Consider the following 13,997-nt stretch of genomic DNA (forward strand, 5'->3'; position numbering starts at 1 on the left):
ACGCGGTTGTTGAAAATGCACGGTAGTTGAAATGCACTGCAGACGGAACGGTGGTCCACGATGACTGAACTGGTGTCGGGCGTAGCCCAGGCCAAGCCCTATGACCTCGATGATCGGTACCGGTCGGGATCGGGACCGGTGTTGCTGACCGGTGTTCAGGCAATCGCACGCGGTTTCGTCGAGCAGCACGTTCGCGACATCCGGGCGGGTAAGCGTATTGCCACTTTTGTCTCCGGTTACCAGGGCAGCCCCCTCGGCGGCGTCGACAAGATGCTCCACGGCATGCCCAAGGTTCTCGCGGAACACGACATCACCTTCATCCCCGGCTTCAACGAGGAGCTCGCTGCCACCGCGGTATGGGGAAGCCAGACGGATCTCCCGGCCGGAACCGCGACCCACGACGGCGTGACCGGCGTCTGGTACGGCAAGGGCCCCGGCGTCGACCGCGCTACCGACACCATTCGCCACGCCAACATGTACGGCGTGAACCCCAAGGGCGGCGTCGTCCTGCTGGTGGGCGACGACCCGGCGTCGAAGTCCTCCACGGTTCCGGCCGTCAGCGAGCGCTCGCTTGCCGCGATGGGTGTGCCGGTTCTCTTTCCGCGCAATGCCGAAGAGATCATCACGATGGGTATGCACGCCGTTGCACTCTCGCGGGTGTCCGGTTGCGTCGTAGCGCTGAAGATCGTCGCCGACGTCGCCGACGGTGCCTGGACGATCGACGGCAGCATCGCGGACTTCGACATCGTGGTTCCGGAAGTGCAGTTCGAGGGCAAGCCCTTCGTCTACAAGCAGCGTCAGATGGCTGCGCCGCCGGACAGTGTCATCGCCGAGGCCGATCTGTACGGCCCGCGATGGGATCTTGTTCACGCGTACGGAACTGCCAACAACCTCGATGTGATCGAGGTCAACCCCTCCGGTGCGAAGATCGGTATCGCCGCCACCGGTACAACTTTCGACTCCGTCCGCCAAGCTCTGGCAGACCTCGGCGTCGATGATGCGGCGCTGCACCGCGCCGGGATCCGTCTCCTTCGCATCGGAATGTGCTACCCCGTCGTTGGCGAGAAGATCAAGGAGTTCGCCGAAGGTCTCGAGCAGATCGTCGTGGTCGAGGACAAGACCGCGTTCATCGAAGCTCAGATCCGGGAAGTCCTGTACGGCACCGACGATGCTCCTCGCATCATCGGCAAGCGTGACGGCCAGGGCCGTCTGCTCATGCCTGCCAGTGGTGAACTGACCGCAGGCCGGCTGCTCGCCCCGTTGCGGCGCGTACTGAAGCCCCACGTCGAGCTCAAGCGCACCCTCCCGGCACCGCTGTCGCTGAACGTGCTCTCCGCCAAGCGAACCGCGTACTTCTGCAGTGGGTGCCCCCACAACCGTTCCACCGCTATCCCCGAGGGTTCAATCGGCGGCGGCGGAATCGGTTGCCACACACTCGTCACCATGTCCGGCCGTGAGGACAGCGCTGTCACCGGCCTGACGCAGATGGGCGGCGAGGGCAGCCAGTGGATCGGGCAGGCACCGTTCACCGACGTGCCTCACCTGTTCCAGAACATCGGCGACGGCACCTTCTTCCACTCCGGTCAGTTGGCTGTCCAGGCATGCATCGCCGCAGGCGTGAACATCACCTACAAGTTGCTCTACAACGAAGTAGTGGCGATGACCGGTGCACAGGACGCAGAAGGTGCCCTCTCCGTTGCTCAACTCAGCCACAAGCTGACCACCGAGGGCGTCAAGCAGATCATCATCTGCGCCGACGAGCCTTCGCGCCACAACAAGCGCGCCCTGGCCAAGGGCACCAAGCTCTGGCACCGCGATCGCCTCGACGAGGCTCAGAAGGAGCTTCGCGAGATCAAGGGCGTCACCGTACTGATCTACGACCAGCACTGTGCGGCCGACGCTCGTCGCCAGCGCAAGCGTGGCACGCTGCCCACTCGCAACACTCGCGTCGTCATCAACGAGGCAGTGTGCGAGGGCTGCGGTGACTGCGGTGTGAAGTCGAACTGCCTCTCGGTCCAGCCTGTGGACACTGAGTACGGTCGCAAGACGAAGATCGACCAGACGTCCTGCAACACGGACTACACCTGCATGGACGGCGATTGCCCCTCATTCGTGACCGTCGAACTGGTGCCGGGCAAGAAGGCTCCCAAGGCCGCACGTCCCGTCCCGCCCGTCGTCGCAGATCCCGATTTCGGACCGCTCACCAGCACGCAGAACGTGTTCCTCGCGGGCATCGGCGGCACCGGTATCGTGACCGTCAACCAGGTGCTCGCAACTGCGGCACTGCGCGCCGGCCTCGAGGTGGAGAGCCTTGACCAGATCGGCCTGAGCCAGAAGGCCGGACCGGTTGTCTCGCACCTGCGTTTCAGCTCCAGCGCGCTCGAGCCGTCCAACCGCCTCACCCCGGGCAGCGCGGATTGCATCGTCGCCTTCGACCTGCTGACCGCGACGGACAACAAGAACCTCGACTACGGCAACGCCGAGAAGACGGTCTCCATCGCATCGACGTCGCAGACGCCGACCGGAGACATGGTCTACGACAAGGCTGTTCGCTACCCCGAGGAGACGTCACTCCTCGCCCGTCTCGACAAGGTGTCGCGCACCCTGCGCTCGTTCGACGCACTCGCCGCGGCACAGGAGTTGTTCGGTAACACCGCAGCCGCCAACTTCCTGCTGATCGGTGCTGCCTACCAGAGCGGTGGACTTCGTCTGCCGGCCGAGGCCATCGAAGAAGCGATCGGCATCAACGGCGTTGCCGTGGACGCGAACATCGCGGCATTCCGTTGGGGCCGTGCAGCAATTGCCGACACTGCAGCGTTCTCGGCCGTCACCACGCCGGCCAAGTCCGTCCGCGAACCCGTTGTCGCACCGGCTCACATGTTCGCCGGAACCACCTTCACCGGTGAAACCCTGCGACTGGTCGAACTGCGTGCGGCACAGCTCATCGAGTTCCAGTCCGTCAAGATCGCCCAGCGCTACATCGATCAGGTTCAGGCAGTCTGGACTGCTGAACGTGCCGCAACCGAGCGGACCGATTTCAGTGAAGCGGTCGCCCGCGGCCTGTTCAAGTTCACCGCGTACAAGGACGAGTACGAAGTTGCTCGCATGCTGGTCGATCCTGCCTTCATCGAAGACGTCAAGTCGCAGGTGCCGGCCGGGGAGAACCTGACCTACAAGCTCCACCCCCCGATCCTCCGAGTGATGGGCCGCAAGAAGAAGATCGGCCTCGGGCCCAAGTCGCATGTTGCACTGAAGGTTCTGGCCAAGGGCAAGAAGCTGCGCGGTACCAAGCTCGATCCCTTCGGCTACATGCACGTCCGCAAGGTCGAGCGTGAACTGCTCGCCGAGTACGAGGCCATGATCGCTGATCTCTCTCGTACGCTCGCAACCGACGGATACGATCGCGCCGTCGAGATCGCGGCACTGCCGGACGTGGTTCGCGGCTACGAGGACATCAAGCTCGGCAACATCGAGCTGTACAAGACTCGCCTGCGCGAACTCGGTGTAGGTGAGTAGGAGCGTCGGCGAGTAGATCGAAGAAGACTGTGCCCCAGCGACCGTTGTCGCTGGGGCACAGTTGTATTCAGAGCTGTATCGGACGGAAACGGGTTCAGGAGGGCGGGAACTGGCCGTCGGCGACCACAGCGCTGCCGTTCCACGTGAAATTCACGATATTCGGTCCGCCTTGAGGGCAGCAGAATGCGTCGTCGTCGAGCAACCATCGGTATTGGACGGACACCGAATTCTTGTTGCTGTCGATGACGTGTGTGTACGAGTACGGCTTGCTGGTAGCCGTGCCCAGGTAAGTCCCGTCGTGGAAGAACAGGACGTGTGACTGATACGTCGCATCGCCCACGCCGTCACCGTCGACCGAAACCCAGAGCAGGTCAGGACAATTACCGATCTGCTCCTCGCTCGCGGATCTCGGTATCCAGCTGCCGCCGTTGACGTCGGTTCCCAAGGTACCGATTGCGTCGGTGACGACCGGGGAGTCGACGTCGAGACAGGGACCTGAAGCCGGGACTGCAGGCGTCGTCGCCGGCACGGATTCGCTTGCTGGGGTGCCCGATTGCGGCGGGGGAGAACTCGTTACCGTCGTCCCGGATTCGTTTGCCGTCGAGGTCGCCGACGCCGTTGAGCTTGACGCTGCTGAACTAGCCGCCGCCTCGGGTGTTCCTTCGGTCGACCCGCAACCGGCGACCATCAGGGCAGTGGCCGTCACCAGTGCCGAGACAGCGACGGCGGCCGAAATCGGAGCTTTCCTGCGCATGCGTCCTCCAGAGAGTGTGGGTTCACGTGTTCAAGTCCCTCCCTCGTTCTGTCGCCGGGCCGCATGCGTGCGTTATCGAACAACTGATAACGATCAGCTATCGGGCTTCGGTGTTGACGGCTTCGGCGTTTGTGGCGCGAGCGGAGTCGTATCGCACGGATCCGGCAACCACGGTCATCGCGATTTCCGTGGTCAGGAGAGAATCGACCCCTTCGGTGAACGGATCTTGTTTCAGTACGACAAAATCGGCTGCTTTTCCCCGAACCAGTTGGCCGGTCACATCTTCCCACCGGCACGAGTAGGCAGCGTCGCGGGTTGCGTGAGCCAGCGCGTCCGCGAGGGGGAGTGCGTACCCCGGCAGGTTGGGTGCCAGTGACGGATCGATTGCGGATCGACGGGTGGTGGCGATGAACATGTTCGGCAGCGGCGGGTGGGGCGCCGTCGGAGCGTCCGAACCCAACGCCAGAACCGCTCCGGCCTCGGTGAATTCGGGCCAGGGGTACGCGCGATTCACCCGGTAGTCGCCGAGCATCGCCTGCCAGTTCTCTTGGATAGCAGGGTCAGCGTGAACCGGTTGCATCGAGGCGATGATTCCCAGGCGGGCAAGCCTTTCGACGTTGTCCCGGGTGATGGACTCCAAGTGTTCCATTCGGTGCCTGCGGGGAATGTCTCCGTTGGCGGCGATCGCGTACTCGAGTGCCGTCAATCCGATCTCCGACGCCTCGTCGCCGATCGCGTGCATCGCGATCTGCAGGCCCGCGGCGTCAGCGGCTGTCACGACGGGGATCAAGGACTCGAGATCCCAGATGGGCTCGGCGTTGGTGCCGTCAGAGTACGGCTCTTTCATTGCGGCAGTGCAGCTGTCGATCACACCGTCGATGATGATCTTGATTCCGGCGATACGGAGCCACGGACCTTGGACGCGCTCGTGGAGTTCGATCGCGTCGTGAACTTGTCGGACGTTGTCGGCCTCGTTGTCCTCGCGGGTCATCAGCCAGTGAGCCGCGACGCGCAGCGGCAGTGTTCCGTCTCCTGCGTCCAATGCTCTTTCCAGCGAGGCTAATTCGTCCGCGCCGAGAGCCATGTCGACCGCGCCGGTCACGCCGTCCTCGAGATAGTGGCGGAACGCGAGCGCGAGGGCGGCGTCCCGGTCCTCGTCGGATGCGAGCTCCGCCAGTTTCGGCCAGACGTAGAGCATCATGGCCGTCTCGTACAGCATTCCGGTGGCTTCTCCGGTGTCCGGATCCCGGCCGATACGACCGCCGATCGGATCGGGCGTGTCCGCGTCGATGCCGAGTTCTCGCAGTGCTGCAGTGTTCACCCAGACCGAATGTACGTCGTTGGCGTCGAGGTACACCGGGCGATCGGGCACGACGGCGTCGATCATCTCTCGCGTCGGGTGCCCTCCATCCAGCGCGGAGAACAACCAACTGCGACCCAGCAGACGTGGTGCGTCCGGGTTCGATTCCGCGAATTGCTTGATGCTGGACTGAATGTCGGCGAGATCGGTGGCATCACGCAGATCCAACTTCTGCAGCGCGAATCCCATCATGACCAAATGTGTATGGGCGTCGACGAAACCGGGTAGCACGACGGCGCCTTGGAGATCGATCACCTCGGCGTCGGGAGCCAGGATATCGGCATAGACGGTTTCGCCCACGAATCTGAGCTTGTGGTTCTCGACGACTATCGATTCGGCCCATCCGTCGTCGGCAGCCGTGAAGATCTTTCCGTTGCGGTAGTGAGTGATGCTGTCATTCATGACTTCTACGTGATCCTTACGCGATGACGGTAGTAGTGATGGCGGCGCTGTGGTGACGATACGCACCCTCGGTACGTGCGGAGAGTCGGGAAACCAAGGCGAACGGGACTAATAGAACGAAGCTGATCCCGGAGATGATGGCTCCGAAGGTCGGATACCCGAGGCTGGCCGTCACCGAAGTGCCGAACAGTGGCGCGAACGCGGAGCCGATGAGGTAGGTGCCCAGTAGTGGGGCCGACCATCGGCCGGCGGCGTCGAGCGCGGCCGAGATGGCAACCAAGACGATGAACGTGGCCGCGTAGACAGTGTTCCAGGCGATGACCAGTACCAGGTAGATCGTGGGATCGGTGGTGAGGCTGGCAGACAGCTTCAGGATTGCCCCGAGTATCAGTAGCACGGAGATCGATACTGTCCGACTGACCCGAGAACCCAACGCGGTCAAAGTAACAGCCGCGAGCACGCCACCCGCCGTTGATGCGCTCAGCGCGAGACTCATTTGTTGATCCGAGAGTCCGGCGTGCTCGGAACCCATGATGCCGAGTACTGCCCACAGTGAGTCTTCGCTGATCGCCCAGACTGCAAGCATCGCGAGAAATGCGGTTCCGGCAAAAGTGAGTCGTTTCGCGCTTACCCCGGCGGGGAGAGTGGTGGTCGTCTTGGCGGACTTCGCCGTCTCCGGCGACTCTTTCACCGGGGATGACGGCAACCAGGTGACCGTTGCTGCGGTAGCCAGTGCCAGGACTGCGACGATGCCGAATGCGTTGGTCATGTGTGTGCCGAGGATGGGTATGAGAGCGAGGACGGCTGTGACGACGACACGGTTCACGAGGCCGCTGATGCTTGACGCCCGGTCCGGGTTCGTGAGCGCGGCCAGTGCCGCTCCACCAACGGATGCAGATCCACCAGCGCCGATGCCGCCGACGATGATCGCGGTACACACGATCATCGTGGACGGTGCGATGGCCGCAACGCCGAATGCGGCTGCCATTGCCATCAGGCTGACGCGGCCGAGGAGATGACGATGCCGACCCGATGCGATACGAGTGGTGGCGAGGCAGGTGAACGCGCAGACCAGCAGCGATGCGGTCAGGACGGCACCGGCGGCGGATTCGGTGACACCGAGGTCCTCGACCATTGCCACGATCATCAGGGGGATGAGGTTCGCGGTGATGAATCCCATGACACCGATGCTGAAGACGGCAATACCGCGGTTGGCGGTGAGTGGAACCCGGTCGGACTGCGTAATCGCAGAAGCGTTGATTGGCACTAGGGCAACCCCATGTCCTGAAGGGGGTGGCGGAACCGACCCCTGATGGCGTGATGCGAGTCACTTAATGAATGTGATTCGTTAAGTATGGGGATGGGCCCTGCCTCGGTCAAGGGGTATAACGAATTTGATTCGTTAATTGTATGTTTCGGGATACCGCCTCCCGCAGAGTGGCGTCGCCGGTCTGTTTCTTGTTGTGAGGCTTATGCTTCCGCAATGGCTGAGATTGCGGAACGCACCCGCTACTTCGAGCGCTACGTCACTTTCGTCGACGCGATTGTCGCCATTGCGATCACGCTGCTCGTCCTGCCGCTGGTCGAACTCACCAGTGACCACCACGGCACCACGTCGGAACTCCTGCGCGATCACGCTGCGCAGTTCTATTCGTTCGCCCTGAGCTTTCTGGTGATCTTCCGTCTCTGGTGGTCGCAGCATCGGCTGCTTCGTTTCGTGGTCGACGGAGACAAGGTGGTTGTGCGCGGGCTGGGGTTGTGGGTGATGACCATCGTGTTCTTGCCGTTCCCGACTGCGCTCGTTGCAGCGCCGTCGCAGGATCTCGGAACCAGGGCTCTCTACATCGGGACAATGGCAGCCAGTGCTGCGTGCCTGGCGGTGGTCGCGTGGGGTCTGGTTCGCAACCCTTCGTTGAGCGAAGAGAATGCGAAGCCGCATTTCACCGCTGAAATCGTCACTTTCCTGATCATGGTGGTGGCGCTGCTCGTCAGTGTGCTCGTTCCGGTGACGTCGTACTTCCCGCTGTTTCTTCTCCTGCTGTCGACGCCGATCGAGAAGCTGTGGAACCGAGTGGCGGCGAAATGGAGTCGCGGTGAAGGTGAGATGAGCTAGTCGGCGCGAGCGGTCATCGCGGATTTCTTGGCTTTGTTTCCGCAGATGTTCATCGAGCACCAGCGTCGGTTGTTGCCGCGGCTGGTGTCGACGTAGAGGCCGGTGCACCCGTCGCCCTGGCAGGCTTTGACGCGGTCGTGGTCGGGTCCACCGAGCACCGCGATCGCGTCGGCAGCCACTATCGACAAAGCGTCGCGGATCGGATTGTCTCCGGCTGATTTCCAGAGGGCCCGGCCACTCTCGAGGACGAGGTGGGCATCACCGAGTTCGGATGCGGTGTTGACGATCCCGACATCGGCGCGTGAGGCGCGGCGGTCCTCGCATACGGCGGTTCCGATGCGATGAATGGCCTCACGTAAATCCTGCGCGCCGCGGAGGTCGTCTTCTGTCGCGGTTGCTGGGGTGTCCATCAGATCGTTGGCGCGTAACCATAATTCGAGTCGCTGCGGGCTCGTGAGTCGTTCGAACCTCGAGCCGTTCCGATTGGTGAGGGTGGCGGTGAAGCGGAAGGCGAGCGTGTCGTTGTCGAGTCGAAACACGTCCCGAGCGGATTGATCAGCTCCTGCTTCGTTCACTTTCATCCTCCTTTGTAGCGAACCATCTCAACCGGTTCGACAGCAACTGTACCTGTGTGAGAGTGTTGAACCGTCTTAGATGGTTCAGCATTTTCGAGAGGGGAATCCATGACTTCTGTTTCCGTGGTCGGTTTGGGTGCGATGGGTCGTCCCATCGCTCGAAATCTGATGGGTGCAGGCTTCGACGTGACGGTGTGGAATCGCAGCCCTGAAGTGGTAGCCGAATTGGTCGCGGAAGGGGCGACCGGCGCGAAAACCGTTGCCGAGGCATTCCAGTCCGGTGTTGTGCTGTCGATGTTGGCGGATGATTCGGCCGTGTCTGCGGCCATTCTGGATCCCGCCGTACTCGCATCCGTTCCGACTGGAACCGTGCACGTCAACATGGCCACCGTCAGCGTCGGCCTTGCCAAGCGCGCCGCCGCACTGCACGCCGAGTACGGCATCGGGTACATCGCGGCGCCGGTATTCGGACGCGTTTCTGTTGCTCAGGCTGGCCAGTTGAACATCATCGCCGGCGGCGACAGTTCCCTCCTCGAGCGAGTGCAACCCTTCCTCGACGTCATCGGGGCTCGCACGTGGCCACAAGGTGAGCGTCCGGAGCAGGCCAACATCGTCAAGATCATCGGCAACTACCTCATCCTTGCCGCGATTCAATCCTTGGGTGAGGCAATCACATTGGGGGAGAGGTCAGGTGTGGACGGAAGCCAACTCGTAGAACTGCTGACCTCGACGATCTTCCCGGGGCCGGTCTACTCCAGCTACGGAAACCTCGTCGCGACGCGTCAGTACGAGCCTGCAGGATTCACCACCACTCTGGGCCTCAAGGATTTGAGGCTTGCGCTCGACGCCGCCGACAGCGTCGATCTGGATTTGCCGTTCGGCGGCGTACTTCGAGGCGTGCTCGCTCAGGCTCTGGCGAACGGTCAGGGCGAGATGGACTGGGCGTCGATTGCAGAACTGGTCCGATCCGGCCAGTCGGGTGAAGGCAGTCCCGAAACACCGACGAGGTGAGCGCGAACTCGGACGGGACTGCGACTTCGGCACTGGCGGAGACCGATTCCGTCCGGACGCTACCGCTGGCCGGGTTGTCGGCACTCGCAATGGCAGGTTTCATAGCGATCACAACCGAAACCATGCCGGCCGGACTACTGGTGCAGATCGGGTCAGGGCTGTCCGTATCTGTCTCCGGCGCCGGGCAATTGGTCACTGCATACGCGTTGGGCTCGGTCGTCGGGGCGGTACCACTGATCGCATTGACCCGAGGACTGCGACGGCGTGCTGTCCTGGTGTCGGCGACTGTTGGATTCGGTGTCTTCAATCTGGTGACAGCGCTGTCGTCGAATCTTGTTCTCACCTTGGGTGTTCGGTTTCTGGCGGGCATGGCAGCAGGTGTGGTGTGGGGGTTGCTTGCGGGGTACGCACGCAGGATGGCGCCCCCTCATCTGCAGGGGCGGGCCGTTGCGGTTGCCTCCGTCGGACAGCCGATCGCGCTGGCAATCGGCGTTCCGATGGGTGCGTGGCTCGGGACCCTGGCCGATTGGCGCGTAGTCTTCGCCGTGATGTCGGTTGCTGCGCTACTTCTGGTCGTGTGGATACTCACGGTGATGCCGGACTTTCCCGGGCAACAAGCGGATCGGCAGCTGTCGGTGCGGAAAGTCCTGGTCCTGTCGGGCGTACGACCGATTCTGTTTGTCGCGTTCTTGTGGATCTTCGCGCACAACATCGTGTACACGTATCTGGCGGCGTTTCTGGATCGCATCGGTTTCGGCGATCGGTTGGGAATCGTTTTGTTCGTGTTCGGACTTTTCGCCTTCGTGGGCATCGGTGTGGTCGGGGTGTTTGTCGACCGGGCCCTTCGAAGTCTCACCGTGCTGAGCTTGGTGGTCTTTGCCGCAGCTTTGACGGCGTTGGGCGTCGGCGGTGACAGCTTCGCAGTGATCGCACTCAGCGTTGCGGTATGGGGCGTGGCATTCGGAGGCGCTCCCACTCTCCTTCAGACTGCGCTCGCCGACACGACGGGCGACGCTGTGGACACTGCGCAATCGGTTTTCGTGACGATCTTCAATGCGGCGATCGCAGCGGGCGGCGTCGTGGGCGGGCTGATCTTGGCGGACAGGGGTGCGGGAGCGTTGCCGTTGGTTTCGCTGGTGCTGATCGTCGTCGGTGTTCTTGTGGTCAGTATCCGACAATTCGGACATAGCTTGTGATTCACTTCACGCATGCGAAAGTCATTGCTGGTGGTTGCTCTCGTTGCTACGTGGTTTGTCGCCGGAGCGATGCCCGCGGGGGCTGCGGATGCGAACTGGTCCGGTGATTACTCGCTCAAGCGTTTCGCCGCGACCAAGACGGGCACAAGTCTGGCCGCCAGCCAGTGGGAGCCGGATTTCTCCGATACATACACGTTCGAGACGGATTGCTCGAGCGGAGTCTGTATCGCCACAGTGGTCGGCGGTCCGGCTCCCGCCAATCCGACGTTGCCGCAGCCTGCGCGATACACCTGGGACGGAACCAGTTGGGTGCACCCCTATGACTGGGAGTGGGATTGCTACCAGGGGGAAGGCGTGCCCAAGGTGTGGGCACCGGCGCACTCCGAGGCGTATTACACACCTCAGCCCGATGGCAGTCTGAAAGGTTCGTGGCGTACCGACATCGCGAGTGGTCCCTGCGAGGGATCGGTGATCATGCACGTCGAGGCGTACCCGGTCGGTCGATCTACCGGATCCTTCGGTAGTTGAGAACGATCTGTGGCCCGAAGGTGTTGAAACAAATCTGAGCCCGCGGGAATTGATCGAGCCCCATGCACGTTAATTGAGTCAGTAACGCTCAACTTTCTGCAAGGAGGCTTCGGAATGCCAGCATTCTTCGGGCCCGAGGGTCCCGGTCGCATCGATATTTCCCGGCTCATGAGCAGGGCCACCCAGCAACTCATGGCTGACGCTGCACGTGTAGCGGCTGCTCGCGGTGATTCGGATCTCGATGCACTGCACGTTCTCCGCGTCATGGCGGAGCAGGATCCGGTCCGCACGCTCATGCAGCGCGCCGGAGCCGACCCGAAATCCGTGGTCGACGCCGTCGACCTGCGGCTGCCACAAGGCCGTGAGCAGGGGGCCTACTCTGCTCCTGCGCTCAGCAGCGCCGTGAAAACCGCTCTACTCGAGGCTCATCAACTGGCCCGAGCCCTGGGATCGACGTACATCGATCCCGAACACCTCTTCATCGCATTGGCTGGTGACCCCGATCATGTTCCGGGTCGTCTGCTCGCTTCGGCCGGCATCACGCCGGAGAAGCTGCAGGCAGCGGTTCAGAATCCTGCAGCCGGTCCAGTCGAAGACGAGTCCACCACACCGACGCTCGACAAGTACGGCGTCGATCTCACCGATCGCGCACGCAACGGCGGCGTCGATCCGGTGATCGGCCGCGCCGACGAGATCGAGCAGACCATCGAGATCCTCTCCCGCCGCACCAAGAACAACCCCGTCCTGGTGGGTGAAGCAGGCGTCGGCAAGACTGCCATCGTCGAAGGTCTCGCCCAGCGCATCGTCGACGGGGATGTCCCGGAATCGTTGGTGGGCAAGAGGATAGTCCAGCTCGAACTCTCGAGCATGGTCTCGGGTACTCGCTACCGCGGAGACTTCGAGGAACGGCTGACCAAGGTGATCGACGAGATCACCGCACACAAGGACGAGCTGATCGTCTTCATCGACGAGATGCACACCATCGCCGGTGCCGGAGGCGGCGCCGAAGGTGCGATGGATGCCGGAAACATCCTCAAGCCCAAGCTCGCTCGCGGTGAACTGCACATCGTCGGCGCCACCACGCTCGACGAATACCGCAAGAACATCGAGAAGGATCCCGCGCTCGAGCGGCGCTTCCAGCCCGTACAGGTCGGAGAGCCGTCGATCGAGGACGCGATCGCCATCTTGAGCGGACTGCGCAGTCGGTACGAGGATCACCACAAGGTCCACTACACCGACGAGGCGATCACCGCTGCGGTGGAGCTGTCGGCACGTTACATCGGCGACAGGTTCTTGCCGGACAAGGCAATCGACTTGATCGACCAGGCCGGCGCCAGGCTTCGTTTGAAGACTGCCACGGTGGACACCGCTGCTCTGCAGCAACGTCTCGAGCAGCTCGAGAGCGACAAGGAGAAAGCCGTCGCCGACGAATTGTACGAGAAGGCGTCGACCCTGCGTGACGAGATCAACGGCGTCGCAAAGCGTCTCGAGAAGGCAGGGTCCTCGGTTCCTTCCGAGGAAACTCCGGATGTGACTGCTGAACAGATCGCCCAGGTTGTCGCCCGTGCCACGGGTATTCCGGCCAGCCAGATGACTCAAGCAGAGAAAGATCGCCTGCGCCGTCTGGAAGAGGAACTGCACGGTCGTGTCATCGGGCAAGATGACGCCGTTCGCGCAATCGCGCGTGCGGTGCGTCGTAGCCGGACCGGTATGAGCGATCCGGATCGTCCCGTCGGTAGCTTCCTGTTCCTCGGACCTACCGGTGTCGGCAAGACGGAGCTCGCAAAAGCTCTGGCTGCCACACTCTTCGGTGACGAGAACAAGATGCTGCGCTTCGACATGAGCGAGTTCGGTGAGAGGCACACGGTAAGCCGATTGGTCGGTGCTCCTCCCGGATATGTCGGCTACGGCGAGGCCGGACAGCTCACGGAACAGGTGCGTCGTAACCCGTACTCGGTGATCCTGCTCGACGAGATCGAAAAGGCACACCCGGACGTGTTCAACACCTTGCTCCAGGTGCTCGACGATGGGCGTCTGACCGACGGCCAGGGTCGAACGGTGGACTTCAAGAACACTGTCGTGATCATGACCAGCAATCTCGGCTCGGACATCATTTCGAGCAAGTCCGGTGGACTCGGCTTCACCACAGGCGATGCAGAGTCGGCGGAGAAGCCACTGCGCGACCGCGTGATGGCCAGGTTGCGCGAATCGATGCGGCCGGAGTTCCTCAACCGCATCGACGAGATCGTGATCTTCCGCAAGCTCGACACCGAGCAACTGCACCGGATCACTGATCTGTTGCTCGACGACAGCCGGAAGCGGTTGCAGTCCAAGGGCATCGACATCGAGTTCACCGCCGACGCAGTGGACTGGATTGCCGAGCACGGGCATCAACCCGAGTTCGGAGCTCGCCCGTTGCGACGTTCGATTCAGCGTGTGGTCGACGACAAGATCGCCGACATGCTGCTCGACGATCTCCTCGAAGAGGGCGGCAGTATCACCGTCGCGGTTGACGAGGGTGAGTTGGTGTTCAGCTAGGAGG

General features: G+C 62.4%; 10 protein-coding genes. 6 read left to right on the forward strand and 4 right to left on the reverse strand.

Translation table 11 applies throughout. The features are described from left to right. Positions 1-60: 60 nt before the first annotated feature. The gene (locus CPI83_RS06605) at positions 61-3,516 is read left to right on the forward strand and encodes an indolepyruvate ferredoxin oxidoreductase family protein (protein WP_042921773.1); all 3,456 of its coding nucleotides are present in this window, start codon (positions 61-63) and stop codon (positions 3,514-3,516) included. A 94-nt stretch (positions 3,517-3,610) separates the two neighbouring features. Here the strand turns inward: CPI83_RS06605 and CPI83_RS06610 are convergent, their stop codons facing one another. From CPI83_RS06610 to CPI83_RS06620, 3 genes are all read right to left on the reverse strand, one after another. After that, positions 3,611-4,270 carry an LppP/LprE family lipoprotein gene (locus tag CPI83_RS06610; protein ID WP_097386979.1) on the reverse strand — a complete coding sequence of 220 codons (660 nt, stop codon included), beginning with the start codon at positions 4,268-4,270 and terminating at the stop codon, positions 3,611-3,613. 97 nt (positions 4,271-4,367) lie between these two features. Continuing rightward, a complete protein-coding gene (locus tag CPI83_RS06615) occupies positions 4,368-6,032 on the reverse strand; it encodes an amidohydrolase (RefSeq protein WP_097386980.1) in 1,665 nt (554 codons plus the stop codon). A 16-nt stretch (positions 6,033-6,048) separates the two neighbouring features. Further along, the gene (locus CPI83_RS06620; RefSeq protein ID WP_020970556.1) at positions 6,049-7,299 is read right to left on the reverse strand and encodes an MFS transporter; all 1,251 of its coding nucleotides are present in this window, start codon (positions 7,297-7,299) and stop codon (positions 6,049-6,051) included. A gap of 216 nt (positions 7,300-7,515) precedes the next feature. Between CPI83_RS06620 and CPI83_RS06625 the strand changes: the two genes are divergently transcribed. Beyond that, entirely contained in the window at positions 7,516-8,145 is a 630-nt protein-coding gene (locus CPI83_RS06625; protein ID WP_019745022.1) for a TMEM175 family protein, read from the forward strand. Here CPI83_RS06625 and CPI83_RS06630 read toward each other — a convergent pair. Next, the gene (locus tag CPI83_RS06630; protein ID WP_021332152.1) at positions 8,142-8,726 is read right to left on the reverse strand and encodes an ABATE domain-containing protein; all 585 of its coding nucleotides are present in this window, start codon (positions 8,724-8,726) and stop codon (positions 8,142-8,144) included. The two genes, CPI83_RS06625 and CPI83_RS06630, sit on opposite strands and share 4 nt — an antisense overlap. Before the next feature lie 102 nt (positions 8,727-8,828). Between CPI83_RS06630 and CPI83_RS06635 the strand changes: the two genes are divergently transcribed. The 4 genes from CPI83_RS06635 (at position 8,829) to CPI83_RS06650 (ending at position 13,993) form a co-directional block, all read left to right on the forward strand. After that, entirely contained in the window at positions 8,829-9,731 is a 903-nt protein-coding gene (locus CPI83_RS06635) for an NAD(P)-dependent oxidoreductase (protein WP_020970554.1), read from the forward strand. Next, the gene (locus CPI83_RS06640) at positions 9,728-10,927 is read left to right on the forward strand and encodes an MFS transporter (RefSeq protein ID WP_097386981.1); all 1,200 of its coding nucleotides are present in this window, start codon (positions 9,728-9,730) and stop codon (positions 10,925-10,927) included. Before CPI83_RS06635 ends, CPI83_RS06640 begins: the two co-directional genes overlap by 4 nt. Before the next feature lie 12 nt (positions 10,928-10,939). Then, positions 10,940-11,455, forward strand: coding sequence for a hypothetical protein (locus CPI83_RS06645; RefSeq protein WP_019745018.1), 516 nt, complete (start codon positions 10,940-10,942; stop codon positions 11,453-11,455). Positions 11,456-11,569: 114 nt separating this feature from the next. Beyond that, positions 11,570-13,993, forward strand: coding sequence for an ATP-dependent Clp protease ATP-binding subunit (locus tag CPI83_RS06650; RefSeq protein WP_029256076.1), 2,424 nt, complete (start codon positions 11,570-11,572; stop codon positions 13,991-13,993). Positions 13,994-13,997: the final 4 nt, after the last annotated feature.

Source organism: Rhodococcus sp. H-CA8f (genome assembly GCF_002501585.1).
Classification (GTDB): Bacteria; Actinomycetota; Actinomycetes; order Mycobacteriales; family Mycobacteriaceae; genus Rhodococcus_F; species Rhodococcus_F erythropolis.

Bases quoted from the DNA above. Each gene is read 5' to 3' on its own strand.
- CPI83_RS06610 (WP_097386979.1), bottom strand. From the start codon at position 4,270: ATGCGCAGGAAAGCTCCGATTTCGGCCGCCGTCGCTGTCTCGGCACTG.
- CPI83_RS06625 (WP_019745022.1), top strand. From the start codon at position 7,516: ATGGCTGAGATTGCGGAACGCACCCGCTACTTCGAGCGCTACGTCACT.
- CPI83_RS06645 (WP_019745018.1), top strand. From the start codon at position 10,940: ATGCGAAAGTCATTGCTGGTGGTTGCTCTCGTTGCTACGTGGTTTGTC.
- CPI83_RS06635 (WP_020970554.1), top strand. From the start codon at position 8,829: ATGACTTCTGTTTCCGTGGTCGGTTTGGGTGCGATGGGTCGTCCCATC.
- CPI83_RS06605 (WP_042921773.1), top strand. From the start codon at position 61: ATGACTGAACTGGTGTCGGGCGTAGCCCAGGCCAAGCCCTATGACCTC.
- CPI83_RS06615 (WP_097386980.1), bottom strand. From the start codon at position 6,032: ATGAATGACAGCATCACTCACTACCGCAACGGAAAGATCTTCACGGCT.
- CPI83_RS06630 (WP_021332152.1), bottom strand. From the start codon at position 8,726: ATGAAAGTGAACGAAGCAGGAGCTGATCAATCCGCTCGGGACGTGTTT.
- CPI83_RS06650 (WP_029256076.1), top strand. From the start codon at position 11,570: ATGCCAGCATTCTTCGGGCCCGAGGGTCCCGGTCGCATCGATATTTCC.